This is a genomic window from Streptomyces sp. NPDC052109, from assembly GCF_040680195.1.
In the GTDB taxonomy this organism is placed as follows: domain Bacteria; phylum Actinomycetota; class Actinomycetes; order Streptomycetales; family Streptomycetaceae; genus Streptomyces.
Genome location: NZ_JBFAWF010000002.1, coordinates 211,052 through 235,540, shown reverse-complemented (window position 1 = coordinate 235,540; position 24,489 = coordinate 211,052). Strand labels below are relative to the sequence as shown.

The 24,489-nt window shown below is 71.6% G+C and carries 26 protein-coding genes; 11 read left to right on the top strand and 15 right to left on the bottom strand.

What is annotated here, in order from left to right:
• The first annotated feature begins 184 nt into the window (after positions 1 to 184).
• Positions 185 to 1,729, top strand: coding sequence for an ABC transporter substrate-binding protein (locus tag AB0L59_RS06610; RefSeq protein ID WP_365580038.1), 1,545 nt, complete (start codon positions 185 to 187; stop codon positions 1,727 to 1,729).
• Here AB0L59_RS06610 and AB0L59_RS06605 read toward each other — a convergent pair whose 3' ends face one another.
• From AB0L59_RS06605 to AB0L59_RS06560, 10 genes are all read right to left on the bottom strand, one after another.
• The gene (locus AB0L59_RS06605) at positions 1,730 to 2,503 is read right to left on the bottom strand and encodes a TetR family transcriptional regulator (protein ID WP_365580036.1); all 774 of its coding nucleotides are present in this window, start codon (positions 2,501 to 2,503) and stop codon (positions 1,730 to 1,732) included.
• A gap of 33 nt (positions 2,504 to 2,536) precedes the next feature.
• Complete coding sequence (locus AB0L59_RS06600) at positions 2,537 to 3,079, bottom strand: DUF393 domain-containing protein (protein ID WP_365580033.1); 543 nt, start codon at positions 3,077 to 3,079, stop codon at positions 2,537 to 2,539.
• Complete coding sequence (locus tag AB0L59_RS06595; protein ID WP_365580031.1) at positions 3,052 to 3,459, bottom strand: hypothetical protein; 408 nt, start codon at positions 3,457 to 3,459, stop codon at positions 3,052 to 3,054. Before AB0L59_RS06595 ends, AB0L59_RS06600 begins: the two co-directional genes overlap by 28 nt.
• A gap of 69 nt (positions 3,460 to 3,528) precedes the next feature.
• Positions 3,529 to 3,954, bottom strand: a complete 426-nt coding sequence (locus AB0L59_RS06590) for a VOC family protein (RefSeq protein ID WP_365580028.1) — start codon at positions 3,952 to 3,954, stop codon at positions 3,529 to 3,531.
• A 90-nt stretch (positions 3,955 to 4,044) separates the two neighbouring features.
• Positions 4,045 to 5,403 (bottom strand): FG-GAP and VCBS repeat-containing protein, encoded by a 1,359-nt coding sequence (locus tag AB0L59_RS06585; RefSeq protein WP_365580025.1) that lies wholly within the window; start codon positions 5,401 to 5,403, stop codon positions 4,045 to 4,047.
• Positions 5,404 to 5,523: 120 nt separating this feature from the next.
• On the bottom strand, positions 5,524 to 6,303 hold the full coding sequence (locus AB0L59_RS06580; RefSeq protein ID WP_360661025.1) for a succinate dehydrogenase iron-sulfur subunit: 780 nt from the start codon (positions 6,301 to 6,303) through the stop codon (positions 5,524 to 5,526).
• Positions 6,303 to 8,057 carry a succinate dehydrogenase flavoprotein subunit gene (sdhA, locus tag AB0L59_RS06575; protein WP_365580022.1) on the bottom strand — a complete coding sequence of 585 codons (1,755 nt, stop codon included), beginning with the start codon at positions 8,055 to 8,057 and terminating at the stop codon, positions 6,303 to 6,305. Before sdhA ends, AB0L59_RS06580 begins: the two co-directional genes overlap by 1 nt.
• 19 nt (positions 8,058 to 8,076) lie before the next feature.
• Positions 8,077 to 8,559 (bottom strand): succinate dehydrogenase hydrophobic membrane anchor subunit, encoded by a 483-nt coding sequence (locus AB0L59_RS06570; protein WP_365580020.1) that lies wholly within the window; start codon positions 8,557 to 8,559, stop codon positions 8,077 to 8,079.
• 5 nt (positions 8,560 to 8,564) lie between these two features.
• A complete protein-coding gene (gene sdhC, locus AB0L59_RS06565; protein WP_365580018.1) occupies positions 8,565 to 8,945 on the bottom strand; it encodes a succinate dehydrogenase, cytochrome b556 subunit in 381 nt (126 codons plus the stop codon).
• A 113-nt stretch (positions 8,946 to 9,058) separates the two neighbouring features.
• Positions 9,059 to 9,613 carry a 2-oxo-4-hydroxy-4-carboxy-5-ureidoimidazoline decarboxylase gene (locus AB0L59_RS06560; protein WP_365580015.1) on the bottom strand — a complete coding sequence of 185 codons (555 nt, stop codon included), beginning with the start codon at positions 9,611 to 9,613 and terminating at the stop codon, positions 9,059 to 9,061.
• A 154-nt stretch (positions 9,614 to 9,767) separates the two neighbouring features.
• Between AB0L59_RS06560 and AB0L59_RS06555 the strand changes: the two genes are divergently transcribed.
• From AB0L59_RS06555 to AB0L59_RS06545, 3 genes are all read left to right on the top strand, one after another.
• A complete protein-coding gene (locus tag AB0L59_RS06555) occupies positions 9,768 to 11,429 on the top strand; it encodes a glycoside hydrolase family 20 protein (RefSeq protein ID WP_365580013.1) in 1,662 nt (553 codons plus the stop codon).
• A gap of 111 nt (positions 11,430 to 11,540) precedes the next feature.
• Positions 11,541 to 12,110, top strand: a complete 570-nt coding sequence (locus AB0L59_RS06550; protein ID WP_365580010.1) for a hypothetical protein — start codon at positions 11,541 to 11,543, stop codon at positions 12,108 to 12,110.
• A 146-nt stretch (positions 12,111 to 12,256) separates the two neighbouring features.
• Positions 12,257 to 12,646, top strand: a complete 390-nt coding sequence (locus tag AB0L59_RS06545) for a hypothetical protein (protein WP_365580007.1) — start codon at positions 12,257 to 12,259, stop codon at positions 12,644 to 12,646.
• Positions 12,647 to 12,649: 3 nt separating this feature from the next.
• Here AB0L59_RS06545 and AB0L59_RS06540 read toward each other — a convergent pair whose 3' ends face one another.
• Positions 12,650 to 12,805 carry a hypothetical protein gene (locus tag AB0L59_RS06540; protein WP_365580005.1) on the bottom strand — a complete coding sequence of 52 codons (156 nt, stop codon included), beginning with the start codon at positions 12,803 to 12,805 and terminating at the stop codon, positions 12,650 to 12,652.
• Between the two features lie 277 nt (positions 12,806 to 13,082).
• On the opposite strand from AB0L59_RS06540, the gene AB0L59_RS06535 reads away from it, so the two are divergent.
• The 4 genes from AB0L59_RS06535 (at position 13,083) to AB0L59_RS06520 (ending at position 16,777) form a co-directional block, all read left to right on the top strand.
• Positions 13,083 to 13,724 (top strand): RNA polymerase sigma factor, encoded by a 642-nt coding sequence (locus AB0L59_RS06535; protein ID WP_365580002.1) that lies wholly within the window; start codon positions 13,083 to 13,085, stop codon positions 13,722 to 13,724.
• 111 nt (positions 13,725 to 13,835) lie between these two features.
• Positions 13,836 to 14,639: a hypothetical protein gene (locus tag AB0L59_RS06530; protein WP_365580000.1), complete on the top strand. Its 804-nt coding sequence runs from the start codon at positions 13,836 to 13,838 to the stop codon at positions 14,637 to 14,639.
• Between the two features lie 342 nt (positions 14,640 to 14,981).
• Positions 14,982 to 15,644, top strand: coding sequence for an RNA polymerase sigma factor (locus AB0L59_RS06525; protein ID WP_365579998.1), 663 nt, complete (start codon positions 14,982 to 14,984; stop codon positions 15,642 to 15,644).
• Entirely contained in the window at positions 15,644 to 16,777 is a 1,134-nt protein-coding gene (locus AB0L59_RS06520; protein WP_365579995.1) for a hypothetical protein, read from the top strand. The genes AB0L59_RS06525 and AB0L59_RS06520 overlap by 1 nt, the downstream gene beginning before the upstream one ends.
• A gap of 201 nt (positions 16,778 to 16,978) precedes the next feature.
• Here the strand turns inward: AB0L59_RS06520 and AB0L59_RS06515 are convergent, their stop codons facing one another.
• A complete protein-coding gene (locus AB0L59_RS06515) occupies positions 16,979 to 17,800 on the bottom strand; it encodes a L,D-transpeptidase family protein (protein WP_365579992.1) in 822 nt (273 codons plus the stop codon).
• A gap of 79 nt (positions 17,801 to 17,879) precedes the next feature.
• Here AB0L59_RS06515 and AB0L59_RS06510 point away from each other — a divergent pair, with 79 nt between their 5' ends.
• On the top strand, positions 17,880 to 19,460 hold the full coding sequence (locus tag AB0L59_RS06510) for a methylmalonyl-CoA mutase family protein (RefSeq protein WP_365579989.1): 1,581 nt from the start codon (positions 17,880 to 17,882) through the stop codon (positions 19,458 to 19,460).
• Positions 19,461 to 19,506: 46 nt separating this feature from the next.
• On the top strand, positions 19,507 to 20,160 hold the full coding sequence (leuE, locus tag AB0L59_RS06505; protein ID WP_365579986.1) for a leucine efflux protein LeuE: 654 nt from the start codon (positions 19,507 to 19,509) through the stop codon (positions 20,158 to 20,160).
• 6 nt (positions 20,161 to 20,166) lie between these two features.
• On the opposite strand, the gene AB0L59_RS06500 is transcribed toward leuE, so the two are convergent.
• Positions 20,167 to 21,549: an FAD-dependent monooxygenase gene (locus AB0L59_RS06500; RefSeq protein ID WP_365580949.1), complete on the bottom strand. Its 1,383-nt coding sequence runs from the start codon at positions 21,547 to 21,549 to the stop codon at positions 20,167 to 20,169.
• A 65-nt stretch (positions 21,550 to 21,614) separates the two neighbouring features.
• On the opposite strand from AB0L59_RS06500, the gene AB0L59_RS06495 reads away from it, so the two are divergent.
• Positions 21,615 to 22,265, top strand: coding sequence for a TetR/AcrR family transcriptional regulator C-terminal domain-containing protein (locus AB0L59_RS06495; protein ID WP_365579977.1), 651 nt, complete (start codon positions 21,615 to 21,617; stop codon positions 22,263 to 22,265).
• An 8-nt stretch (positions 22,266 to 22,273) separates the two neighbouring features.
• On the opposite strand, the gene AB0L59_RS06490 is transcribed toward AB0L59_RS06495, so the two are convergent.
• Together AB0L59_RS06490 and AB0L59_RS06485 are read right to left on the bottom strand one after the other, a co-directional pair.
• Positions 22,274 to 23,218 carry a class I SAM-dependent methyltransferase gene (locus AB0L59_RS06490; RefSeq protein WP_365579974.1) on the bottom strand — a complete coding sequence of 315 codons (945 nt, stop codon included), beginning with the start codon at positions 23,216 to 23,218 and terminating at the stop codon, positions 22,274 to 22,276.
• Positions 23,219 to 23,311: 93 nt separating this feature from the next.
• Complete coding sequence (locus tag AB0L59_RS06485) at positions 23,312 to 24,466, bottom strand: acyltransferase (protein ID WP_365579971.1); 1,155 nt, start codon at positions 24,464 to 24,466, stop codon at positions 23,312 to 23,314.
• Positions 24,467 to 24,489: the final 23 nt, after the last annotated feature.

Here is a 24,489-nt window from a genome sequence, read left to right as displayed (position 1 = left end):
GTGAAACCCGGCCGAAACAAGGCCTCGGTAAGTTCTTGCACATCTGGTCAGAAAGCCCTTCCCCCACCTGAAACAGGTGTGATTAGGTGAGCCGCGCCACTTGGGGGAGTGGCGGAAATCGTGCTGGGCCAGGGGTAGGGCCCGTCAGGGGCCTGGGGAGGGCACCACCATGCGATCTGTTCGCATGCGCATTCTCGTGACGCTGCTCGTGCTGGCGGTCGTGGGAATCGGCGGCTGGCAGCTGCTGCCGTCGCAGGAGAACAAGAACAAGACCATCACGGTCGGTACGACGGACGCCGTCACGGACCTCGACCCGGCCGGTGCCTACGACGCCGGTTCCTGGGCCTTGTTCAGCAACGTCTTCCAGTCGCTGCTGACGTTCGAGCCGGACGGCGTGGTGCCGGTACCGGACGCGGCCAGGAGCTGTGCCTTCCAGGGCGGCGGCCTGAAGACGTACCAGTGCACCCTGCGGTCCGGGATCACCTTCCCGAGCGGGCGCGCGATGACGGCCGAGGACGTGAAGTACTCGTTCGACCGGGTCAAGAAGATCAACTCCGATGTCGGCCCGGCGTCGCTGTTCTCCAACCTCGCCTCGGTGACCGCCGACAACGCGACCACCGTCACCTTCCACCTGTCGGCCGCGGACGCCACCTTCCCGTCCAAGGTGGCCACGGGCGCCGGTTCGATCGTGGACAAGGACACGTACCCGGCCGACTCCCTGCGCACCGGCACAGCCGTCGACGGCACGGGGCCGTACACGCTGACGTCGTACACCAAGGACCAGAAGGCCGTGCTCCAGCCGAACGGTCACTACAGGGGCTATCTCAGCGGCACCGGCCGGCCGATCGAGCTGCACTACTACGCCGACTCCGCGAAGCTGAACAGTGCCTGGAAGGCCGGGCAGGTCGACGTCGCCACCCGGACGCTGCCGCCGGACGTGCTCTCCCAGCTGAACCCGAGCGACCCCAACAAGCGCGTCACCGAGTCCGACAGCGCCGAGACCCGCAACCTGTATCTCAACACCCGCGCCGCCTCGCCGCTGCACGACGTGCGGGTGCGCCGCGCCATGGCCTGGCTGGTCAACCGCGAGCAGCTGGCCTCGACGGTCTACGAGGGCACGGTCGACCCGCTGTACTCGCTGATCCCGACCGGCATCGTCGGCCACACCACCTCGTTCTTCGACGACTACCCGGCGCAGAGCGTCGCGAAGGCACGCGCGCTGCTGACCCAGGCCGGGGTGAGCCTGCCGGTGCGCTTCACCTTCGGCTACGGCATCGGCCGCGGCGCGGGCAAGGAGGAGGCCGCGGAGCTGAAGAAGCAGCTGGAGGCGGGCGGCCTGTTCAAGGTGGACGTCCAGGGGTACGAGTGGACCGACTTCCAGAAGCGCTGGGCTGCCGGGAAGATGGACGCGTGGGCGGTCGGCTGGGTGGCCGACTATCCCGACCCGGACACCTTCGGCGCGGCACTCGTGGGCACCGGCTCCACGATGAGCACCGGGTACAGCAACAAGGTGGTCGACCATCTCATCCTGGACAGCCAGCAGTACGCCGACCGCAGCCGGGCCGCGAACGACTTCAGGGACATCCAGACGGACGTCGCCCAGGACGTCCCGCTGATCCCGCTGTGGCAGCGCAAGGACTACGTGGTCAGCACCGAGGACGTGGGCGGCGGTCAGTACCTCACGGACGGCACGGGCGTCTTCCGCCTGTGGCGTCTGACGTGGATCTGATCAGGCGCCCTCCTTCTCCTCGTCCTCGTTCCGCGCGCGCCCTCTGGTCCGTCCGCCCGGGTCCGGCAGCGCCCTCGTCATGCCGGGCAGGAAGTCCGTGAACAGCTCGTGGACCTCCAGGACCAGGGGGCGCAGCACCCGGAAGCGGGCGAGTGCCACACCGCGGGCGGTCAGCCGGGCCCCCCGCCGGGCGAGGCGGTAACTGCGCTCGCGCCCGTCCGTGCGGTCGAAGATCCAGTACAGGACGAGGCCCATCTGGGAGAGCCACATCAACTCCGGGAGCACGTCCCGCAGTTCGGGTGCGACCTTGGACCTGGAGCCGGCCAGGACCTCCCGGTGGACGGCGATGGCCTGCTCGCGGGCGTGCTCGCTCTCCGGCGAGAAGGGGCTGAGCGGGCTGTCCGGGTCGGCGGCGTTCTTGAAGAACTGCACGGCGAACTCGTGGTAGGGCCGGGCGATGTCGAGCCAGACGGTCAGCACGCCGGCGAGCCGTGCCTCCAGATCGGTCTCCCGGTCCAGGACCTCGCGGACCGCCGCCTGGTGCTCGGCGGCGATCCGGTCGTAGAAGCCCTGGATCAGGTGTTCCTTGCCCTCGAAGTAGTAGTACGCGTTGCCGACGGAGACCCCGGCCTCCTTGGCGATGGCCCGCATGGTGGTCTTGTCGTACCCGCGCTCCTGGAACAACCGCATCGCGGTCTCGAGGATCAGCGCGCGGGTCTGCTCGGACTTGCTCTGGGGTCCGGCCGTCTCGGGGCCGTCGTTCTTCGCGGGCACGGTAGAAGAGCCTAACGAGTACGGCGGAGGAGCCTAACCGGTGCCGCAGGCGCCGCCGGAGCAGGAGGGCGGGGTGTAGCTCCAGCCCGTGTCCGGTCGGTAGGACCATCCGTCCTGCCGCCGGTAGGTCGACCCGCCCCAGTTCCACCCGCCGTCGTGCCGCTGCGCACCGCGCCACTTCGCCGCGGCCAGCACCGCGCCGCGGGCGAGCCGGGTGCCGGCCGGGGTGCTCAGCCGGTGGGCGAGCGGCCGGTGTTCGCGCAGCGCCCACAGCACGACGATCCAGGCGTGGGTGCCCCGGTAGACCTGGCCGGAGTCGCCGACGACGGTGACGTCGTCGAGGGTGGCCGAGTGGTCGAGTCCGGGGAAGCGGGCCCGGGCCCGGTCCGAGCCCGCCGGCACCAGGTCCAGCGGGACCAGCTGGGGCTGCCGCACGAGCCAGTCCCGCAGATGGGCGCACAGGCCGCACTCGGCGTCGTACAGCACGGTCAGCCCGCGGACCGTGACGCCCCCCGTGGCGCCACGGTCCTCCCTGGTGGTCACGGCGGTCACGCCCCGGCCGCCGGGCTGATCCATTCCTGCGGACCGACCGGGGGCACCTGCTCGCGCTCCATGATCCCGCGCCGGCGGATCCGGTTGAGCACGTACACGTTGCCCAGGTGCATCGCGCCGAGCACCAGCAGGACCACGCCCAGCTTGGTCGACAGGGCCTCGAAGACGCCGCGGGTGTCCTCGATCGTCTCGTCGCCGCTCAGGTACAGCGCCACGAAGCCGAGGTTGACCAGGTAGAAGCCGACGACCAGCAGGTGGTTGACGGCGTCCGCGAGCTTCTCGTTGCCCCGCAGCACATCGGCGAGGAAGATCCTGCCGTTGCGGCTGAGCGTTCGGGCCACCCAGACGGTCAGTGCGATGCTGACGACCAGGTAGATGACGTAGGCGACGACCGTGCGGTCCATGCCCCCACCCCTTCTTGAACGCGTTCAAAACGCTGACAGGGATGACTGTAGCGCTGTTTTTGAACGTGTTCAACTCAAGAGGGCCCGGCTTCCGCGGCCCAGTTCCGGGCGCTTGGTGTAGTCCGTGAAGCCGAGGACGTTGCCCCACGGGTCGGCGAACTCCACGGTCCAGCCGGTGGCCACCTGGAACACCTCGTCCAGGGGACGGATGCCGGAGCCGGTCAGCTTCCGCGCGGCCGCCCGGGCGTCCGGCACCTCCAGCCAGACGCGCGGCGAGGGCCACGGCGGCGTCCGCTGCCCCAGCGCCTCCTCGGTGCGCAGCAGGATCCCGGGCGTCTCCTTGCCGACCTTCAGCAGCGCGATCCCGCCCTCGTCGAACCGGAAACCGACGCTGAACCCGGCGCGCTCGTAGAAGTCGACGGCCTCGCCGAGATGGCCGACCGGGAGCAGTACGTTGTCGAAACCGAGCAGTTCGTACGACTCTTCGTCTGACATGTCGTCAGATTAGGAGTCAGTCCCCCCGGAAGCGAGGAGCCCCACCGGAAGGCACTCCGGTGGGGCCCCGGGACGGAGGCGGCAGCGGGGCTACTGCGGGAAGGCGGGGTCCACGTCGGTCTCGGCAGCACCGCCGGTCGTGATGCCGGAGGCGCCGCCGCGCAGCAGCACGGTCCCGTAGTACGGGTCGGCGCTCGCGACCAGCAGATCCGCGTCGCCGTCCCGGTCGGCGTCGCGCAGCCGGACGAACATGCCGAAGCCCTGGTCGCGCGTGGCGTCGCCCGGCACGCCCGCCGTGGCCCGGGTGAACCACTGGGAACCGGTGCCGGTGAGACCGCTCTTGCCGCCCCGCAGCACGTGCACACCGCCCGCGTTCGCCACCGCACCGACCTCCTCCTCGGGCACGCCGACCGCGAGGTCCGGGTAGCCGTCACGGTTGGTGTCGCCGGCGGAGAGCGCGGTGCCGAAGCCGTCGTGGGCGGTGGCGGCGGTGGCCACGCCGGCGGTGGACTGCGTCAGGCGGTAGGAGGTGGTCGCGCCGCTCGCTCCGCCGCGCAGGACGACGACCGAGCCGGCGCCCTTGTCGTACGCGGTGTCGCTGACGGCCAGGTCCCCGTAACCGTTCTTGTCGAAGTCGGCGACCACCCCGGACGGCATGTAGTCCGGCGTCGAGGCGTCGTACGTGGTGAACGTGCCGGAGGTGACGGTGGAGCCGCCGCGCAGGAACCAGGCGGCCTGCGTCGCCTTGCCGTTCTGGTAGCCCTGGCCGAGGACGTACAGGTCCGTCGCGTCGTCCTTGGTGACCTTGCCCGCGACGAGCCCGGTCGGCTGCAGCGTCCGGGCGGTGGTGTGCTGGGTGACCTTGCCGGTCGTACCGGACGTGGAGAAGCCGCCCCGGTAGATGTACACGGTGTGAAGGGCGTCGGCGACGGCCAGGTCCGCCTTGCCGTCGCCGTTGAAGTCCCCGGAGGCGAGGAACGCGCCGAAGCCGTGGTCGGCGCGGGCCGTGGCGGGCAGCAGCGTGGCCTTCGTGCCGAGCCCCGTCCTGGCGCCCCACAGGATGGTGACCGCGCCCGCGGCCTTCTTCGTGCCGACCGTCTCGCGGGGGTCGCCGACGGCGAGGTCGGCGTACCCGTCGGCGTTGAAGTCCGCGGTTGCGAGGGCGTCGCCGAAGGTGTCGAGGGCGTCCCCGCTGCCGGCCCTGCCGGGGATGCCGGGGCTGTCCTGGGTGAACCTCACCGTCTTCGGACCCGGTCCCGTCGCCGTCCCGTAGGTCACGGTGACCTCACCGGCCAGCCCGGTCGCGTAGTCCCGGTAGCCGTCGGCGTTGAAGTCGTCGGCGTACTTGGCGGGTGCCGCGGCCGCCGCCGACGGAGTGAGGGCCGTCAGCGCGCCGGTCAGCGCGAGGGCCGTGACCGTCGCCACGGCGAGCTTTCTGTGGATGCGCATGTATCTCCTTGATCGCGTGCTCAGGAGACCCACAGGGCGCTGGAAGAGTTGTACGGCGAGGGCCCCGCCCCGGTGCGGAACCGGAGGACGGGGCCCGAGTCGCCGAGGGCGAACGGCGGATCAGTAGCGACGCGTGATGAGCGCGCGCTTCACTTCCTGGATCGCCTTGGTCACCTCGATACCGCGCGGGCAGGCGTCCGTGCAGTTGAAGGTCGTGCGGCAACGCCACACGCCGTCGCGGTCGTTGAGGATCTCCAGGCGCTGCTCGCCCGCCTCGTCGCGGCTGTCGAAGATGAAGCGGTGGGCGTTCACGATCGCGGCCGGACCGAAGTACTGGCCGTCGTTCCAGAACACCGGGCAGGACGACGTGCACGCGGCGCACAGGATGCACTTGGTGGTGTCGTCGAAGCGCGCGCGGTCCTCGGCGGACTGCAGCCGCTCACGGGTCGGCTCGTTCGTCTCCTTGGTGACCAGGAACGGCATCACGTCCCGGTACGCCTGGAAGAACGGCTCCATGTCGACCACGAGGTCCTTGAGGACCGTCAGGCCCTTGATGGGCTCGACCGTGATCGGCTTCTCGGGGTTGATGTCCTTGATGAGGGTCTTGCAGGCAAGGCGGTTCTTGCCGTTGATCCGCATCGCGTCCGAACCGCAGATGCCGTGCGCACAACTGCGACGGAAGGTGAGGGTGCCGTCGACGTCCCACTTGATCTTGTGGAGGCCGTCGAGGACACGCTCCTTCGGGTCGATCTCCAGCTGGAAGTCTTCCCAGGTCGCCTCCGCCGAGACCTCCGGGTTGAACCGGCGGATCCGGAAGGTGACCGTGATGTAGGGGGAGTCGGCGAAGCCGGGCTCGGGCCGGCCGGCCGCGTCCGCCTTGTCCAGAACAGGGGTAGCCATCAGTACTTACGCTCCATCGGCTGGTAGCGGGTCTGGACGACCGGCTTGTAGTCGAGACGGACGGTTTCCGAGCCGTCGGCGCCGACCTCGCGGTACGCCATGGTGTGGCGCATGAAGTTGACGTCGTCGCGGTTCGGGTAGTCCTCGCGGTAGTGACCGCCGCGGGACTCCTTGCGGGCCAGCGCCGAGACGGCCATGACCTCGGCCAGCTCCAGCAGGTTGCCCAGCTCGATGGCCTCCAGCAGGTCGGTGTTGAACCGCCTGCCCTTGTCCTGGATCGCCACGTTCTTGTAGCGCTCGCGCAGCTCGGCGATCTTCTCGACGGCCGTCTTGATCGTCTGCTCGGTGCGGAACACCATGACGTTGGCGTCCATGGTCTCCTGCAGCTCGCGGCGCAGGGTGGCCACCCGCTCGTTGCCGGTGGAGTTGCGCAGCCGCTCGATCTGCTCGACGACGAACGTCTCCGGGTTCTCCGGCAGCTCGACGAAGTCCGTCGTGTGCGCGTACTCGGCGGCGGCGATGCCCGCGCGACGGCCGAAGACGTTGATGTCCAGCAGCGAGTTGGTGCCGAGGCGGTTGGCGCCGTGCACGGAGACACAGGCGACCTCGCCGGCCGCGTACAGGCCCGGGACGACGGTGGTGTTGTCCGCCAGGACCTCACCCTCGACGTTCGTCGGGATGCCGCCCATCGCGTAGTGCGCGGTCGGCTGGATCGGGATCGGGTCCGTGTACGGCTCGATACCCAGGTACGTCCGCGCGAACTCGGTGATGTCCGGGAGCTTGGCGTCCAGCTGCTCCGGCGGCAGGTGGGTCAGGTCGAGGTAGACGTGGTCGCCCTCGGGACCACAGCCGCGGCCCTCGCGGATCTCCGTGTAGATGGAGCGGGACACGACGTCACGGGACGCCAGGTCCTTCATGACGGGAGCGTACTTCTCCATGAAGCGCTCGCCGTCCTTGTTGCGCAGGATGCCGCCCTCACCGCGGGCGCCCTCGGTGAGCAGGATGCCCATGCGCCAGATGCCGGTCGGGTGGAACTGGAAGAACTCCATGTCCTCCAGCGGCAGACCCCGGCGGTAGACGGCGGCCTGGCCGTCACCGGTGAGGGTGTGCGCGTTGGAGGTCACCTTGAAGAACTTGCCGGTGCCGCCGGAGGCGTAGATGACGGCCTTCGCCTGGAAGATGTGGATCTCGCCGGTCGCCAGCTCGTAGGCGACGACACCGGCGGAGCGCTTGACGCCGTCGACCTCGGTGATGAGCTGGTCCAGGACGTAGAACTCGTTGAAGAACTCCACGCCCTCCTTGACGCAGTTCTGGTACAGCGTCTGGAGGATCATGTGGCCGGTGCGGTCCGCGGCGTAGCAGGACCGGCGGACCGGCGCCTCGCCGTGGTTGCGGGAGTGACCGCCGAAGCGGCGCTGGTCGATGGTGCCGTTCGGGGTCCGGTTGAACGGCAGGCCCATCTTCTCCAGGTCGAGGACGGCGTCGATGGCCTCCTTCGCCAGGATCTCGGCGGCGTCCTGGTCGACCAGGTAGTCGCCGCCCTTGACCGTGTCGAAGGTGTGCCACTCCCAGTTGTCCTCCTCCACGTTGGCGAGCGCGGCGGCCATGCCGCCCTGCGCGGCGCCCGTGTGGGAGCGGGTGGGGTAGAGCTTGGTGAGCACGGCGGTGCGGCTGCGCTTCGTCGACTCGATGGCCGCGCGCATGCCCGCGCCACCGGCGCCGACGATGACGGTGTCGTACTTGTGGATCTTCATGATTCTCGCAGCCCCGTGCCTAGCGGATGTTCGGGTCGAAGGTGAAGATCACCAGCGTGCCCAGCAGGATGGTCCACACCGTGGCGGTGTACAGCAGGGCCTTCAGCCACATGCGGGAGGCCGGCCGCTCGGCGTAGTCGTTGATGACCGTGCGCAGGCCGTTGGCGCCGTGCAGCATCGCGAGCCACAGCATCAGCAGGTCCCAGACCTGCCACCAGGGGGACGCCCAGCGGCCCGCCACGAAGGCGAAGCCGACCTTGGAGACGCCACCGTCCAGCACGAGCTGGATCACCAGGTGGCCGATCACCAGGACGACCAGCACGACGCCGGACAGGCGCATGAACAGCCAGGCGGCGAGCTCGAAGTTGCCCCGGGTCGACTTCGGGGACTTCTTGGTGCGCTTGCGCGGCGCCTCGATCAGCGGGGCCGGGTTGTCGACGTTGTAGACGGGGGCGCCCTCGACGGGGCCGACGCCGGACGCGGTGGTTTCAGTGGTGGACATCGGCGTCAGCTCCCAAAGAGAACACGGGCGGCGTGGCCGAGGACCGGGTAGATCGCCCCGAGCATCAGCACGATCCAGACACCCATCACGGTCCAGAACATCTGCTTCTGGTAGCGCGGGCCCTTCGACCAGAAGTCGACGGCGATGACGCGCAGGCCGTTGAGCGCGTGGAAGAGGATGGCGGCGACGAGGCCGTACTCCAGCAGCGCGACGATCGGCGTCTTGTACGTGGACACGACCTTGTCGTAGTCCTCGGGGGAGACACGCACGAGAGCGGTGTCCAGCACGTGAACGAACAGGAAGAAGAAGATGAGGACGCCGGTGACTCGGTGAGCCACCCAGGACCACATTCCTTCCCGGCCGCGGTACAGCGTTCCAGCCGGCACGGAAGAACCCTCCGGGAGCGGGGACTAGGGCCGCGCCGGCTTCACGGTCGGTCGGGCCCGGCCGGGTACGGTCCACCGGCCCTCTGCATGGTATCCATGCGGCGCGGTGACGCTTACGGGGGGCCTACCTGTGTGATCAAACTGGCACCGGATGGGTTACCGGCGGGGTTTCTCAGGCAGGCGGTGAGTCTCCCTCGGGCCAGGCGCCGCAGCTCCTCCGCCGCTATGACCCGTTCCTCCTCGGGATCGTTCGTCAATCGTGACCGGATGGCTTCGAGGATGCGGTCGAGGGATTCGTCCGGGTGGGTGTCCCCCAGATAGATGACGAACGTGTGTCCGAATCTGGCCTCGTAGGCCGCGTGGGCCGCGCTCAGGGCCATGTGGGCCGCCGAATAGGTGTCCTCGGGCAGGTCGGGGAGGGATTCTCCGGCCAGGGCCTCCGACAGGTCGCTCGGTGACAGGTCGTACGCCGCCTCGTCCGCCGCGGCCAGGAGCGACTCCAGGTCGGGGTAGGGGCGGTGGTCCGCGATGCGGTCGCACCAGCGCGGGCTGCGCAGACAGTGCAGCAGGAGGGCGCGGGCCTCGTCGGCGGGAGCGGCGTTGAATGCGTCGAGGGGCTTGGGGAGGCAGGGGAGACGGTGGGCGGGCAGCGTGGGTCCTCGCGTCACATGTGGCGTGGCAGGGGATGCTGTGAAAGGTGTGCCCTCAGGTTATCGAGAGTGATCACTGTGTGTGCGTGTGATGCCTGAAATTCACTCGGACGGAAGAGTTTCGGAGCGCTCGGGTGACGAACGGCGCTCGGATCGGTCGTACGTTGGCAGGGTGACCCAGCACAAGCGCCGTGCTCCGGCGCAGCAGGCGATACGGAAGCGGGCGGTGGTGGCCGCCGCGGTCGTGGGGACCGTCGCGCTCGGCACGGGGGTCGGCGTGTGGGCCTCCTCGGGCGGGGGCGGCGGGACGCCGGAGGGGAGTGCGGGACAGTCGTCTCCCGGCCAGGTGGCCGGCAGTGCCTCCAGTGGCGCGGCGACGCCCTCGGCGAGTCCGGCGCCCGGCCGGTCCTATCCGCTCTCCCAGGCGCCGCGCACCATACCCGCGGTGCGTTCCCACACTCCGGCGCGCGGGCCCGGCTGGAAACCTCAGAAGGCGGACCGGGTGGTCGTCAGCGACGCGGAGCTGGCCGACGAGGGGCGGCTGATCGCCGGCGAGCTGGGGATCACCTACGCGGGGGAGAAGGACGACGTCCGGGCCGGGGACGTCCGGCTCGCGCTCGGCGGCGGGGGTGGCAACCAGGAGTCGTACACCATGACCGTCCGGGACGGGCGGGTCGATATCGGCGGGCCGGGCGAGGCGGGGGTGTTCTACGGCACCCGCACGCTGAAGCAGGAGGTCCACGGGGGCGGTACGGCGCCGGAGGGGGTCGTACGGGACGAGCCGGCCAAGCCGGTGCGCGGGTTCATGCTGGACATCGCACGCAAACCGTTCTCCGAATCCTGGATCGAGGACCGCATACGGGAGTTGGGGGACCTGAAGTTCAACGAGCTGGGGCTGCACTTCTCCGACGACCAGGCGTTCCGTATCGAGTCCAGCACCCACCCCGAGATCGTCTCCAAGGACCATCTGACCAAGGCCCAGGTCAAGAACATCGTGGCCCTCGCCGACAGCCGGCACATCACGGTCGTGCCGGAGATCGACTCGCCGGGGCATCTGGGCGCCGTCCTCGCCGCCCACCCCGACCTCCAGCTGCGCAACGCGAGCGGGGTCGCCACCAAGGGCGCGATCGACATCTCCAAGCCCGCCTCCGCCAAGCTCGTGGACGATCTGCTCAACGAGTACGCGGGGCTGTTCACCGGCAACCAGTGGAATCTCGGCGGCGACGAGTACCAGGCGCTGACGGCGAAGGACCCGCAGGCCTCCTATCCGCAGCTCGCGGCCGCCGCCCGGCAGAAGTACGGCTCCGGCGGCACCGTCGCCGACCTCACCACCGGCTGGCTCGACGACCGCGCCGCCACCGTGCGCGCTCACGACAAGACCATGCGGGCCTGGAACGACGGCTTCTACAAGGGCACCTCCGTGCAGGCCGCGGGGGACCTCCAGGTCGCCTACTGGACCGGCAAGGAGATCGGCGCCCGGCAGCCCGCCGAGTACCTGAGCGCGGGCCGGAAGGTCATCAACTACAACGACGAGTTCCTCTACTACGTCCTCGGCCAGCCGCAGACCTTCGTCTATCCGACCGGTCGGCGGATCTACGAGCAGTGGAACCCGCTGGTGCTGCGCGGCACGACGGCCGTGCCGGCGCGCTACGACGGGCAGATCCTCGGCGGTTCGTTCGCGGTGTGGGGCGACTTCCCGAACGCGCAGACCGACGCGCAGGTCGCGGCCGGCATCCGGATGCCGCTGCGGGCCACCGTGCAGAAGCTGTGGGACCCGGGCAAGCCGGCCCTGACCTGGCAGCAGTTCCGGCAACTGGCGGCAAAGCTCGGCTGAACCGCCTTCGTTGGCTGAAAACCCGCTACTGTGACACTCCTGTGCCGTCGCACGCAGTAAGGGGAAGTGCGGGCTCCGTTCCGGTCGGTGCCCCGGCGAGGGAGACATTTCATGAGCCTGGTGGAACGGATCGCACAGGCCGACGAACGCGGACTGGCCGCCAGCGGGTTGGCTTGTTTGGATCGGTGCCTGTCGCTGCTCGGCGCCGACGACGAGCTGCTGCGGCCCCTGTGGGCGAGCCTCGCCGACGGCTCCGACTGGGCCGCGGGCCTGGAGAAGGCCCGCGGCGCGCTCGGTGCCGGGGAGTCCGCGGACGACGAGGCCGCGCGGCTGGCGCGCCGCATGCTTCAGGCGGCGCCGGCCGAGCGCACCGCCGACGCGGTACGGCCCTGGGCCGACGCCTGCTCGGTCGCCTCGCTGCGCATCCACCGGCTGCTCGATCCCGCGGCCGACGGCACCTCGGACACCGAGGCCCTCGATGCCGGGCGCGCGGGGGACACGGCGGAGCTGCCGCCCCTGGTCGCGGCCGAGCTGCGGCGCCAGACGGCGGTGCTGGACGTGCTGGCCGAGCACGGCCCCAACGGACTGCGCCGCGCACTGGATCTGTCGATCGAGGGCCGGCGGGTGCTGCGCGCGGTGGTGTCCCGCCGGGCGCGGAGCGAGTCGGAACCGGGCGTCTGAGACGCGCTCAAACTCTTTCCGTGCGGGAGTCCTGTGTCTGTCCTGCGGTGGACCTGGGGCAGTTCCGCGACGGTTGGCGAAACGGTTCGGAACGCGGTGACGGTTGTCCCGGCCCGCTCGCTCTTCCCTATGTGACAGCCCACTACGTGACAGCACAGCAGGAGACCAGGCCGCACGCGGCGGCGAAGCCCGTGCGGTGGGCCGCGGACACCGTGGCGACCATGCGCGAGGGCGCCCGGGTGCGGCTCGACTACTCGGCGCAGAGCCTGTGGCGGGTCGACCGGATGATCGAGGAGATCCGGCGCGAGGGACCGCCGTACGCGGCCGTCGGGAACGTGCTGCGCGGCTTCGGTGCGTACGCCGGTGAGGTGATCGTCCGCCAGAGCGGCGCCGAGTGGTGGGCGACCGGCGCCGACCACTGGGTGCGCACCCCCGACGGCCGGCTCTGGGACCCCATCGACGAGGCCCGGCGTGTCTACGACGGCCACGGCTCGCTGCGCCTGCTGTGCCGGGACGCGACCGGGGCCGGCCACTGACCGTCACGGCGCCGGGGTGGTGCCCGGCGCCGCGTCGGTCGGCGTACCGAGGGCCGACTCGCTGAGGACCGCGGTCTCGGAGTAGCCGAGTCCGGAACTGTCGCTCGGCAGGTACATCAGGATGCCGTCGCCGCCGTCCTCGCCGTCCTCGCCGCCCACGTGGGCCGGCCGCCGGGCCGGTGCCGCGGTCGAGGAACCCGACGTCCAGCCCGGCCGGGCGCCCGACGGCGGTCGAGCCGCCCGCCCTGACCAGGTGGTCGGCCGATGGTGGCGCCGCCGCGGATGCGGGGCCGGGGGGACGCCGGGTGCTGTGACACATCCGTGCCGCCCGGCGCTGATCACGGTGGGACATGGAGCACGGGTGGCCGTGTCGTAGGACGCGGATCGGGTGCGAGCGCGGGCACGAGCCCGGGCCGGGTACGGACGAGGACGGTTCTTGGGCCAGGGAGCGGAACCCCGGCGCCCGCAGCCGCGGGACGGGGAGCTGGGCGCGGCCGTCGCGCGGGCCCAGGACGGCGACGAGACCGCCTTCGCGGTCGCCTACCGGATCGTGCAGCCCGGCCTGCTCGGCTATGTGCGGGGCCTGGTCGGCGAGGACGCCGAGGACGTGGCCGCCGACGCCTGGCTGGAGATCGCGCGCGACCTCGGGCGGTTCAGGGGCGACGGCGCGGGGTTCCGCGGCTGGACCGCGACCATCGCCCGGCACCGCGCCCTGGACCATCTGCGCCGCCGACGGGTACGACCCCGGGTCGCTCCGCTGGAGCAGGACGCGCTGGAGCTGCCCGGCCGGCTCAGCACCCACGACCAGGCCCTGGAGTCGCTGTCCACGGAACGGGCGCTGGAGCTGGTGCGCACCCTGCCCCGCGACCAGGCCGAGGCCGTGCTGCTCCGGGTGCTCGTCGGCCTCGACGGCTCGGCCGCCGCACGCGTCCTCGGCAAGCGCCCCGGCGCCGTCCGCACGGCCGCGCACCGCGGCCTGAAACGCCTCGCCCGGCAGTTGGGCGCCCAGGACCCGGGGAACGAAGGTGCCCGGGGTGTGACGGATGACGGCCCCCGGACGCTGGGTGAGTCGACATGAACGGCGCCGGCCGCGAGCCGTATGACTACGGGAGCGCCTTCGGCCCCGGAGCCCCTGCGAGGCCCGGGCGGCGGGGCGACTCCGGCACGCCGGACGAGGACGGGAACAGGCATGGGTGAACGGCACAGCGGCGACGGCCCCTTCGGCCGCCGGCAGGCGCAGCCCGGCGGCACCCTGTCCGCACCGGACCAGGTCGACCGGGAGTTCCCCGGCACCGGATTCGAGGCGCGGCTCGCCGCCGCCCTGCGCGCCGACGCCGTCGACAGCGAGGCCGAACGCCTGGCCGTGGCCGCCTTCCGCGCCGCCCGCGAGAGGGGTGCGTCCCCGTCGCGCACTCGGCGCCGGGACGACTGGCGGCCCGCCGCGCCGCGGCGGGTGCGGCCGTCGCTGAAGGCCACGCTCTCGGTGGCGCTCGCGAGTCTCACGCTGGGCGGTGTCGCCGTCGCGGCGATCGGCTCCGCCGGATCCGGCGCCGGCCACCGGCCGGGCACCCCTCGCCCGGCGCACGCGTCGACGGCAGCCCCGCACCGGCCGACCGCTCCCGGCAGGTCCGACGGAACCGCCGGCCCGGGCTCCGCCGCCCCCGCCACGCGCCCGAACCACCCGGACTCCGCCCGGGACACCGTGGCCCACTGCCGTACCTACGAGCGGGCCGGCGCCCGGGGCGGTGCCCTGGACTCGACGGCCTGGCAGCGGCTCGTCACGGCGGCGGGCGGCGCGGACAAGGTCGCCGCCTACTGCGCGGCCCACGTGGCGAACGACACAACCAGCCACGGCAAAAGCCAGGAAAACGACCGTAAGTCGGGCAAGGCGGGCGCCGGGTCGGGAGCGGGTGCCGGGAACGCGAAGCCGAAGGCGACCGCGGGGAACACGAAGCCGGCCGACGGCGCCCCGAAGGCCGTCAAGGGCGACTAGGCGGCGCCCCGGAGACCGCCGGGGGCGACTGGACGGCGGCCCGCAGTCCGTCAACAGCGGCTGCCCGAAAGCCGATCCGGCCCGTGAAAGGCGAACGGCCGGGGCCGCCACCCCCCACAGGAGAGGCCCCGACCGTCGCGCGGACGGGCCGCGCACGGCCCGTACTCTCTACAGCGCCGTGAGTGCGTTTTCTGTCACACCCCGCGCCGATCCGCCCTCACCCTGCGCACATCCGTACCCGGTTACGAGTTAGTTGCATCTTCTACGGCCATGGACGAGGAGCGGTTTCACGCCGTAACGTGCCTTTCGCGCCGACCGGGAAACAGGCGTAAAGGGAGTGCGGTGCTGGGGGACGACGCGGAGCTGACCGCCGCGGTGCGTGCGGCACAGGACGGAGACGAGACCGCGTTCCGTACGGTGTACCGCGCCGTGCACCCACGGCTGCTCGGATACGTACGCACGCTGGTCGGTGATCCGGACGCCGAGGACGTGGCGTCGGAGGCCTGGCTGCAGATCGCCCGCGACCTCGACCGGTTCAGCGGAGACGCCGACCGCTTCCGTGGCTGGGCCGCCCGCATCGCCCGCAACCGCGCCCTGGACCACATACGCATGCGCGGCCGCCGCCCCGCCATAGGCGGCGACGAGACGGAACTGACCGGCCGGGCCGCCGAGTCCGACACGGCAGGCGAGGCCATCGAGGCCCTGGCCACCGACAGCACCCTCTCCCTCATCGCGCGCCTCCCGCAGGACCAGGCCGAGGCGGTGGTGCTGCGTGTCGTGGTCGGCCTCGACGCCAAGAGCGCCGCCGAGACGCTCGGCAAACGCGCCGGTGCCATACGCACCGCCGCGCACCGCGGTCTGAAACGGCTCGCCGAGCTGCTCGGTGAGGATCCGGAATCGGCGGGTGTGCTCGACGCGCTCCCACCCCAGCGAGAACCGCGCGGTCGCGCGGTGTCGTCCGCAACTGTGACGGATACGCGTGCGCGGACGCAGAAGGACATGTGATGGCCGACGAGCAGTACAAGTGGCTGAACCGTGAGACGGCGGAACGCCTGCTGCGCGGTGAGTCACTGGAAGCCGTCGACGCCTGCGCCCGTGACCAGGCCGAACGCCTCTCCCGGGCGCTCGGCGCCTTGTCCGCGGAGGCGGCCCCCACCACCGGTGAACTCCCCGGCGAGCAGGCCGCCCTGGCCGCGTTCCGCAAGGCCCGCGAGGCCGCCGGCGCCGAACGCACCGCCGCCGGCCGTGCCGCGGACACCTCCCGCCCGTCCCTGTCCGGCGCCGACGCGGGCCTGGTCCGCATCGGCACCCCGTCCCGTACCGGAACCCCGGCCCGCGGGCCCCGCTGGGGCCGGCCGGTGCGCCTGGCGCTCGCCGCGGCCGTGGCCGCGGGCACGCTCGGCGGGGTCGCCATGGCCGCCGGCGGGATCCTGCCCACGCCGTTCGGGCCCGAGCACCCCCGCCCCGCCGCCTCCGTCTCCGCCGACCAGACCTCCGCCGGGCCGCTCTCCTCGGCCTCGCCGCAGGGCAGCCCGGGCGTGAGCCCGAGCCCTGACGTGCCGAGCGGCGGCGCGGGCACGGACCGCGGCGGCGCCCCCGGCGAGGCCGCAGGACCTGACGACCGCACGGGCGGGAACTCCGCTTCCGGCACCGGTGACCCGTCCGGCAGCACCTCCGGCAGCCGGTGGAAGGACGCGGCCGCCGCCTGCCGGGACATCCGCGACGGCAAGCAGGTGGACACCGGCCGCCGGCGTGTGCTGGAGAACCTGGCGGGCGGCAGCGCCCGCGTGAGCCGGTACTGCAGGGTCCTGTTGTCCACCGTCGACTCGGCCGGCGGCGCCACGAACGGCGGCAAGGGCGACGGGAGCGGCGACAACGGCAAGACCGACGGCAAGGGCAAGGACAAGGGCAAGGGCGGCGGAACCGGCCAGGGTGACGACGAGGGCCCCGGCCGGGGCGGCGACGGTCACCCGGGACGGGGCGGCGACGGCGGTCATCCCGGCAAGGGCGCCGGCGGTGGCCGGCGCGGCGAGGGTGTCGCGCCCGTTCCCTCCGCCTTCGCCCCCTCGCACCCCGCCCGGCCGGCCGGCACCCCCCTCGGCACGGCCACGCCGAGCCCGACGTACACCGCGCTCTAACCCTCTGACCTGCGGTTTCGTGATCCGTGAAAAATTCTCGGCGCGAGGTGTGACGTTTTTGGAGCCCGGGACGCAGTAATGAGTGAGCCGACTGGTCATCGGCCGTAGCACTGAGCCGGGGTTCCCCCCGTACCTACGGCTCGTGCACCTGGCGCGGGCGGGACACGTTCCCCCGGTCCCGCCCGCGCCCCGAAATCCCCCTCACCAGTGGATGACGACTTCGTCGCCCACCCGCACCTGTGCGAACAGCTGCTGGATCGCGGCCCCGTCCCGGACGTTCACGCACCCGTGCGAACCGCCCGCGTAGCCGCGCGCCGCGAAGTCGTACGAGTAGTGCACCGCCTGGCCCCCGCTGAAGAACATCGCGTACGGCATGGGCGAGTGGTAGAGCGTGGACACCCAGTTCCGCGCCTTCCAGTAGATGTGGAAGACACCCTCACGGGTCGGGGAGTACTGCGTCCCGAACCGCACCGCCGTCGTCGAGAGCGTCCGTCCGCCGACCATCCAGCGCAGGGTCCGCGTCGTCTTGTCGATGCACAGGACGCGTCCGGTCATACAGCGCGGATCGGGCGCACCGGCGGGCTGACCGCCCATCAGATACAGGTCCCACATTCCGGGCGTCCGGGTCATCCCCACCAGCCGCTGCCAGGTGACGGTGTCCGTCCGCCCGGTCCGTGGCAGCCCGCGCTTGCCCTGGAAGCCCCGGACGGCCTGCTCGGTCAGATCGTCGTACGACCCCGTCGGCCCGTCGAACAGCCAGTCCAGTTGCCTCAGCCGCGCCTGCAGCTCCCGTACGCCCGGCCCGCTGTCCCCGCGAGACCACAGCACCCGGGGAGCGGATGCCGGCTGGGCCGTCCGGGTGGGATTCGCCGGGCGGCTTCCCGGGGTTCGTGACTGCGGCTGGAGGTGGACCGGTGCCCGGGGTTTTCCGTCGGTGTCCACGGGCTGCACGGTGCAGCCGCAGAGGGCGGCGAGGGCGGCGGCCGAGGCGAGTGCGGCGGCGGGTCTTCCCGAGATCCTCATGCCGGGATGCTTCCCAGCGTGACCGTCGCCGAACGACGGGGCATGGTGAGGAGTGACAAGACGTACTGCGGAGGCATCCATGACGCGTGAGTCGGAGTCGGGACTGCCGATCGAGCCGGTCTACGGGCCGGAGGCCCTCCAGGACTGGGACCCGGCGGGAAAACTGGGCGGACCGGGCACGTATCCCTTCACCCGCGGCGTGTACCCCAGCATGTACACCGGCCGCCCCTGGACCATGCGCCAGTACGCCGGCTTCGGCACGGCGGCCGAGTCGAACGCCCGCTACCGGCAGTTGATCGCCCACGGCACCACGGGCCTGTCGGTCGCCTTCGACCTGCCCACCCAGATGGGCCACGACTCCGACGCGCCCCTCGCGCACGGCGAGGTCGGCAAGGTGGGCGTGGCGATCGACTCGATCGACGACATGCGGGTGCTGTTCGACGGCATTCCGCTCGACCAGGTCTCGACCTCGATGACCATCAACGCCCCGGCGGCTCTCCTCCTGCTCCTCTACCAGCTGGTGGCGGAGGAACAGGGCGCACGCGCCGACCAGCTGACGGGCACGATCCAGAACGACGTGCTGAAGGAGTACATCGCGCGTGGGACCTACATCTTCCCGCCGAAACCCTCCCTGCGCCTGACGGCGGACATCTTCAAGTACTGCACCGCCGAGATCCCGAGGTGGAACACGATCTCGATCTCCGGCTACCACATGGCCGAGGCGGGGGCGAGCCCCGTACAGGAGATCGCCTTCACGCTCGCCGACGGCATCGAGTACGTCCGCACGGCGGTGGCGGCGGGCATGTCCGTGGACGACTTCGCCCCGCGCCTGTCCTTCTTCTTCGTGGCCCGCACGACGCTGCTGGAGGAGGTCGCCAAGTTCCGGGCCGCCCGCAGGATCTGGGCGCGGGTGATGCGGGAGGAGTTCGGGGCGCGCAACCCCAAGTCCCTGATGCTCCGCTTCCACACCCAGACGGCGGGCGTGCAACTGACGGCCCAGCAGCCGGAGGTGAATCTGGTCCGGGTCGCCGTCCAGGCACTGGCCGCCGTGCTCGGCGGCACCCAGTCCCTGCACACCAACTCCTTCGACGAGGCCATCGCGCTGCCGACGGACAAGAGCGCGCGGCTGGCGCTGCGGACCCAGCAGGTACTGGCGCACGAGACGGACGTGCCCGCGACCGTGGACCCCTTCGCCGGTTCCTACGCGATGGAGCGGATGACCGACGACGTCGAGGAGGCGGCCGTCGACCTGATGCGGCGGGTCGAGGACCTGGGCGGGGCGGTCGCGGCGATCGAGCGGGGCTTCCAGAAGGCCGAGATCGAGCGGAACGCCTACCGGATCGCCCAGGAGACGGACTCCGGGGAGCGGGTGGTCGTCGGCGTGAACCGCTTCCAGCTCGACGCGGAGGAGCCGTACGAGCCGCTGCGCGTCGACCCCGCCATCGAGGCCCGGCAGGCGGAGCGCCTGGAGAAGCTCCGGGCCGAGCGGGACCGGCGGGCGGTGGACACGGCACTGGACGCGTTGAAGAAGGCGGCCGAGGGCGAGGACAACGTCCTCTATCCGATGAAGGAGGCACTGCGGGGGCGGGCGACGGTGGGGGAGGTCTGCAACGCCCTTCGCGGGGTGTGGGGCGCGTACGAGCCGTCGGAGGTGTTCTGACCCGCCCCGGAACCGGAGTGTCGTACCCCCGTGCGACACTCCTGCCATGTTCGGCGTCATCGACCTCCCCACCTACCTCGCGGGCCTGATCCTGATCGTGCTGCTGCCCGGGCCCAACTCCCTGTACGTCCTCTCCGTGGCCGCCCGGCGCGGCGTCCGGGCCGGTTACACCGCCGCCGCCGGGGTGTGGTGCGGGGACACCGTGCTGATGACGCTGTCCGCCGCCGGGGTGGCCTCCCTCCTCAAGGCCAACGCCGTGCTGTTCGGGATCGTGAAGTACGCCGGTGCCGGATATCTGACCTGGCTGGCGGTCGGCATGCTGAGGGCCGCCTGGCGGATGTGGCGGACGCGGCGGGAGAAGGCCGTGGAGGACGCCGCGCCTGCCGCCGCCGGCACCGAGGAGCGGCCCTTCCGGCGCGCCCTCGTCGTCAGTCTCTTCAACCCCAAGGCGATCCTGTTCTTCGTCGCCTTCTTCGTGCAGTTCGTCGACCCGGACTACGCCTACCCCGCGCTGTCCTTCGTCGTCCTCGGCGCCCTCGCCCAGCTGGCGAGCTTCCTCTATCTCAGCGCGCTGATATTCAGCGGCACGCGCCTCGCGGCCGCGTTCCGGCGCCGCAAGCGGCTGTCGGCCGCGGCCACTTCGGCGGCGGGCGCGCTGTTCCTGGGCTTCGCGGTGAAGCTGACACTGGCCGCCGCTTAGGGTGGCTCAGGGTCGGGCCCCGAGCCCGGCCAGGTAGGCCTCGGCCCCGTCCGCCGTGTCGCCCGCCCAGCCCACATAGCCGTCCGGGCGGACCAGGAAGACGCCCGGGCCGTACGACTCCGGCGCCGTCGGGAGCGCTCGCACGCCGGGGAGGGACGTCCGCGCGCCCAGCAGCGTCCAGTGCGGACCCCGGAACGCGTCGAAGAGGCGGACGCCGGACACCGTGCCGTCGGGGGCGCGGTCGCCCGCCCGCGGGCCGGCCGGGTTCCGCCGCGTCTCGATGCTCAGCGACGACTCCCGGTAGCCCAGCCCCAGTTGAACCGTCTCCCTACCGCGTCGCACCTCCCCGCGGTGCACGCCCGTCGTGAGGTCCAGCATGGCCGCCGCGTTCGCCCGGCGCTCCTCCTCGTAGGTGTCCAGCAACGCCCGCGGCGCCCCGCCGCGCAGGACCGCGCCCAGCTTCCAGCCCAGGTTGTAGGCGTCCTGGACGCTGGTGTTCAGGCCCTGGCCGCCGGCCGGGGAGTGGACGTGCGCCGCGTCACCGGCGAGCAGGACGCGGCCGACCCGGAAGCGGTCCGCCAGGGCGGCGCGCGGGCGGAAGTCCGACGCCCAGCGCAGCTCCGTGACGTCCTCGGCGTCGAGGTGCGTGTACGCGGCCACCAGCTTGCGGATGCCGTCCAGGGACAGGTCGGGTGCCGTGCCCTCGGCCAGGCGTGCCTGCAGCTGGAAGTCGTCCGTGCCGGGGAGCGGGCACAGCGCGACGCCGGTGCCGTCGGCTCCCGGGAACGTGTGCCAGTGGTCCCGGTCCAGGCCGGTCAGCCGGACGTCCGCCACCAGGAACGGCGCCGGGTCGACGGTCTCTCCGGTCATGCCCACGTCCAGTGCGTGCCGGACCACCGAGCGTCCTCCGTCGGCCGCGACGACGTACCCCGCGCGGGCGGTCGTGCCGTCGGCGAACCGCACGGTCACGCCGTCCGCGTCCTGCCCCAGGCCCGTCACCTCGCATCCGAAGGAGACCTTTCCGCCCAGCTCGGCCAGTCGCGCGTACAGCACCTCCTGCGTGCGCCACTGCGGGATCATCAGCGGCTCGGTGTACGGCGCGCCCTCGTCCGCCGCCACGTGGTCGAACATCGGCTGTTCACCGATGCGCTCCCCGTCCTTCCAGATCATCCGGTTCGGATAGGGGCCGCCCGCCGCCCGGATCGCGTCCAGGACACCCAGGTCGTCGAAGACCTCCTGGGTCCGCGGCTGGAGCCCCTTGCCGCGCGAGCCGGGAAACAGGGACCGGGACCGCTCCACCACCAGCGCCGCCACCCCGCGCCGCGCGAGGTCGATGCCGAGGCTCAGGCCCGTCGGACCCCCGCCCACGATCAGGACGTCCATCGCGATTCTCCTTAACGTCGTTAAGTGCCGTCGCCGACGAGCGTGCCCTTAACGCTGTTAAGCTGTCAAGCGTGAGTCCCGAGAAACGCGCACCCCTGGACCGCCGGCGGGTCGCCGACACCGCGCTGCGGCTGCTGAACGAGGTCGGCCTCGACGGCCTCACCCTGCGCGCCATCGCCAGGGAGCTCGACGTCAAGGCGCCGGCGCTGTACTGGCACTTCAAGGACAAGCAGGCGCTGCTGGACGAGATGGCGACGGAGATGCACCGGCGGATGGTCGCCGGCACCACGCTCGATCCCGCCGACTCCTGGCAGGACCGGCTGCTCAAGGCGAACCGCGGACTGCGGGCCACGCTGCTCGGCTACCGCGACGGCGCCAGGGTCTTCAGTGGCTCACGCTTCACGGGCACGGAGCACGCCCCGGCGCTCGAGGCGAACCTGCGGCTGCTGACCCGGGCGGGATTCACCCTCGCCCAGGCGGTCCACGCGGGCCGTACGGCCAACGCGTACACCATCGGTTTCGTCGTCGAGGAGCAGGGCGTGCAACCCCTCCCGGGCGAGCGCCGGGAGGGGTACGACATCGGGGAACGCGCCCGGCGGCTGGCCGACCACCCGCTCGCCGCCGAGGCCGGGCAGCTGCTCTTCGAGGGGTACGACGAGCAGTTCGAGGAGGGACTGGCGGTCGTGATCGCGGGTGTCGGGGCGCGCTACAGGGTCGGCTGACCGGGCGGTCAGTGGCGGGCGGTGCGCGCCCTGCGGAGGGCCCGGGTGAGGACCGGCGGCAGCAGGTCCACAGCGACCCTGCGGACCTGGCTCGCGCCGCCATGGGACGCGGGCCGTCCCGCCGGTTCCGCAGCGGTTGCCGGTGCCGGCGCCTGCTGCGGGGCCGGCACGGGCGCCGGCTCCGCTGCCGCCTCCGCGTGCCTGGAGAACGGGAACTCCGGCGGCCGCATGTGCTTCGACTTCAGGCGTACGATCCGGTGCCCGGCCGCCTCCTGGACGCTCAGGTGGCAGTCGGACCGCTCCCGCGCCATCGCCAGCAGTTCCCGCTGGACCGGCTCCGGGTCGCCCCAGGTGCCGTAGAGCTTCTGGGTGCTCAGACAGACGGGACGCAGGCCGCGGTTGAGCACCGCTTCCCAGGTGGCTATGGAGACCCCGGGCGTGTGCTCGGAGCGGAAGTCGTCCAGGACGACGATCCCGTCCGGCAGCAGCAGATCGCGGGCGGCCCCGATGTCGCCGCGCACGTGCTCGTACAGATGGGAGGCGTCGATGTGCACGAACCGGCAGGAGCGGGGCTCGACCTTGCCGGGCACCAGCGAGCTGGGGCCCTGCAGCACCCGGGGGAGTTCGTCGTGGAAGGAGAGGTAGTTGGCCTCGAAGAGGCGCCGGGTCAGCGTGCCGTAGGACTTCGTCGACTCGGCCCGGTTGGCGTCGTCCGGGGCGTCGCCCTCGAACAGGTCGCACACGGTGTACTTCTCGCCCGGCTGCCGGTGCCGGCCGATGAAGATCGCGCTCTTGCCCATGTACACCCCGACTTCCAGCAGATCACCCCGCATCTCGGCGGTGTGCTGCCGGTTCAGGAACCAGTCGAAGAGCAACTGGTCCAGCACCGGGAACCAGCCGGGGACGTCGTCGAGACGGCGGGGCGGTCGCGTCGTTTCCTTGATGATGGCCATGCGGGGTGGGCACTCCCTTGGTACGGCGTCTGTGGGATCCCTGCGGGGGGCCTGTGCGGCGAGGGCTGTACGACGCCTGCCCGACGAGCCGGTTCAAAACCCAGGACGAGGTGAACGGCTGCCCAACTCCCGGTTCTTGAGGCCTCTCTTCAACCGGGGCCCGAACGGCCTCTCCACGAACCGGTGGATCAGCCACGCCAGCCCCAGCATGCCGAGCACGGTCACCACGAGCGTGGGCCAAGCGGGCAGCCCGAGCCCCCGGCGCAGCACCCGGATGACGAACCAGCCCAGGTGCTCGTGAACCAGGTAGAAGGGGTACGTCAGCGCGCCGGCCGTGACCAGCCAGCGCGAGGAGGCCCGGCGCGTCCAGCCCACCGCCACGGCGGCGACGGCCGCGAAGGCGACGGTGACGATCAGGACGACGACGTAGGGGTCGCGGTGGGGGTGCGGGCCCCAGAGGCCGGCGGTGGCCTCCCGCTGTGCGAGCAGCCAGGACATCGCGACGATGCCCCACGCGAGCAGGTGGCTGCCGAAGCGGTGGATCAGGTACAGGGCCAGACCGCCGACGAAGAACGGGGCGTACTGGGGCATGACCACCTGGTTCAGCAGCTCGTTGCCCGACGACTGGCACAGGACGGCCGCCGACGTCCACACGCAGGCGAACAGCACCACCCGGCGGTAGGTCACCCCGCGCAGGACGACGAACAGCGCGAACAGCACGTAGAAACGGAGCTCGACCCAGAGCGTCCAGCACACGCCCAGCACCCGGGTCGCGCCCATCGGCTGTTGCAGCATGGTCAGGTTCACCAGGAACTCGTCCAGCCGCACCGGGTGGACCACGGCGGGCAGGGCCAGGGACGCACCCGTGACCAGGACCAGCGCCACCCAGTACGCGGGGTACAGGCGTGCGACGCGGGAGCGGAAGAAGTCGCCGAGGGTGCGGCCCCAACTGCTCATGCAGATCACGAAACCGCTGATCACGAAGAAGAGCTGCACGCCGAAATTGCCGTAGACGGCCGCCCGGGACAGCGTCGGGAAGAGGTGGCCGGGGCTCGCGTGCCAGGACGCGGAGACCGTGCCGCCGCGCCCGGTGTAGTGGTAGAGGCAGACCATCAGCGCGGCGACGAGCCGCAGCCCGTCCAGGGCGAGCAGGCGGCCCCGGCGGGGGCCGGGGGCGGCCGGGACCTCGCCCGCCCGGCCTATGAGAGGGCCCGGCGCCGGGACGACGCCGGAGGATGGAGCGGCCATGTGCGCTTTCCTTCCTGGTCCGT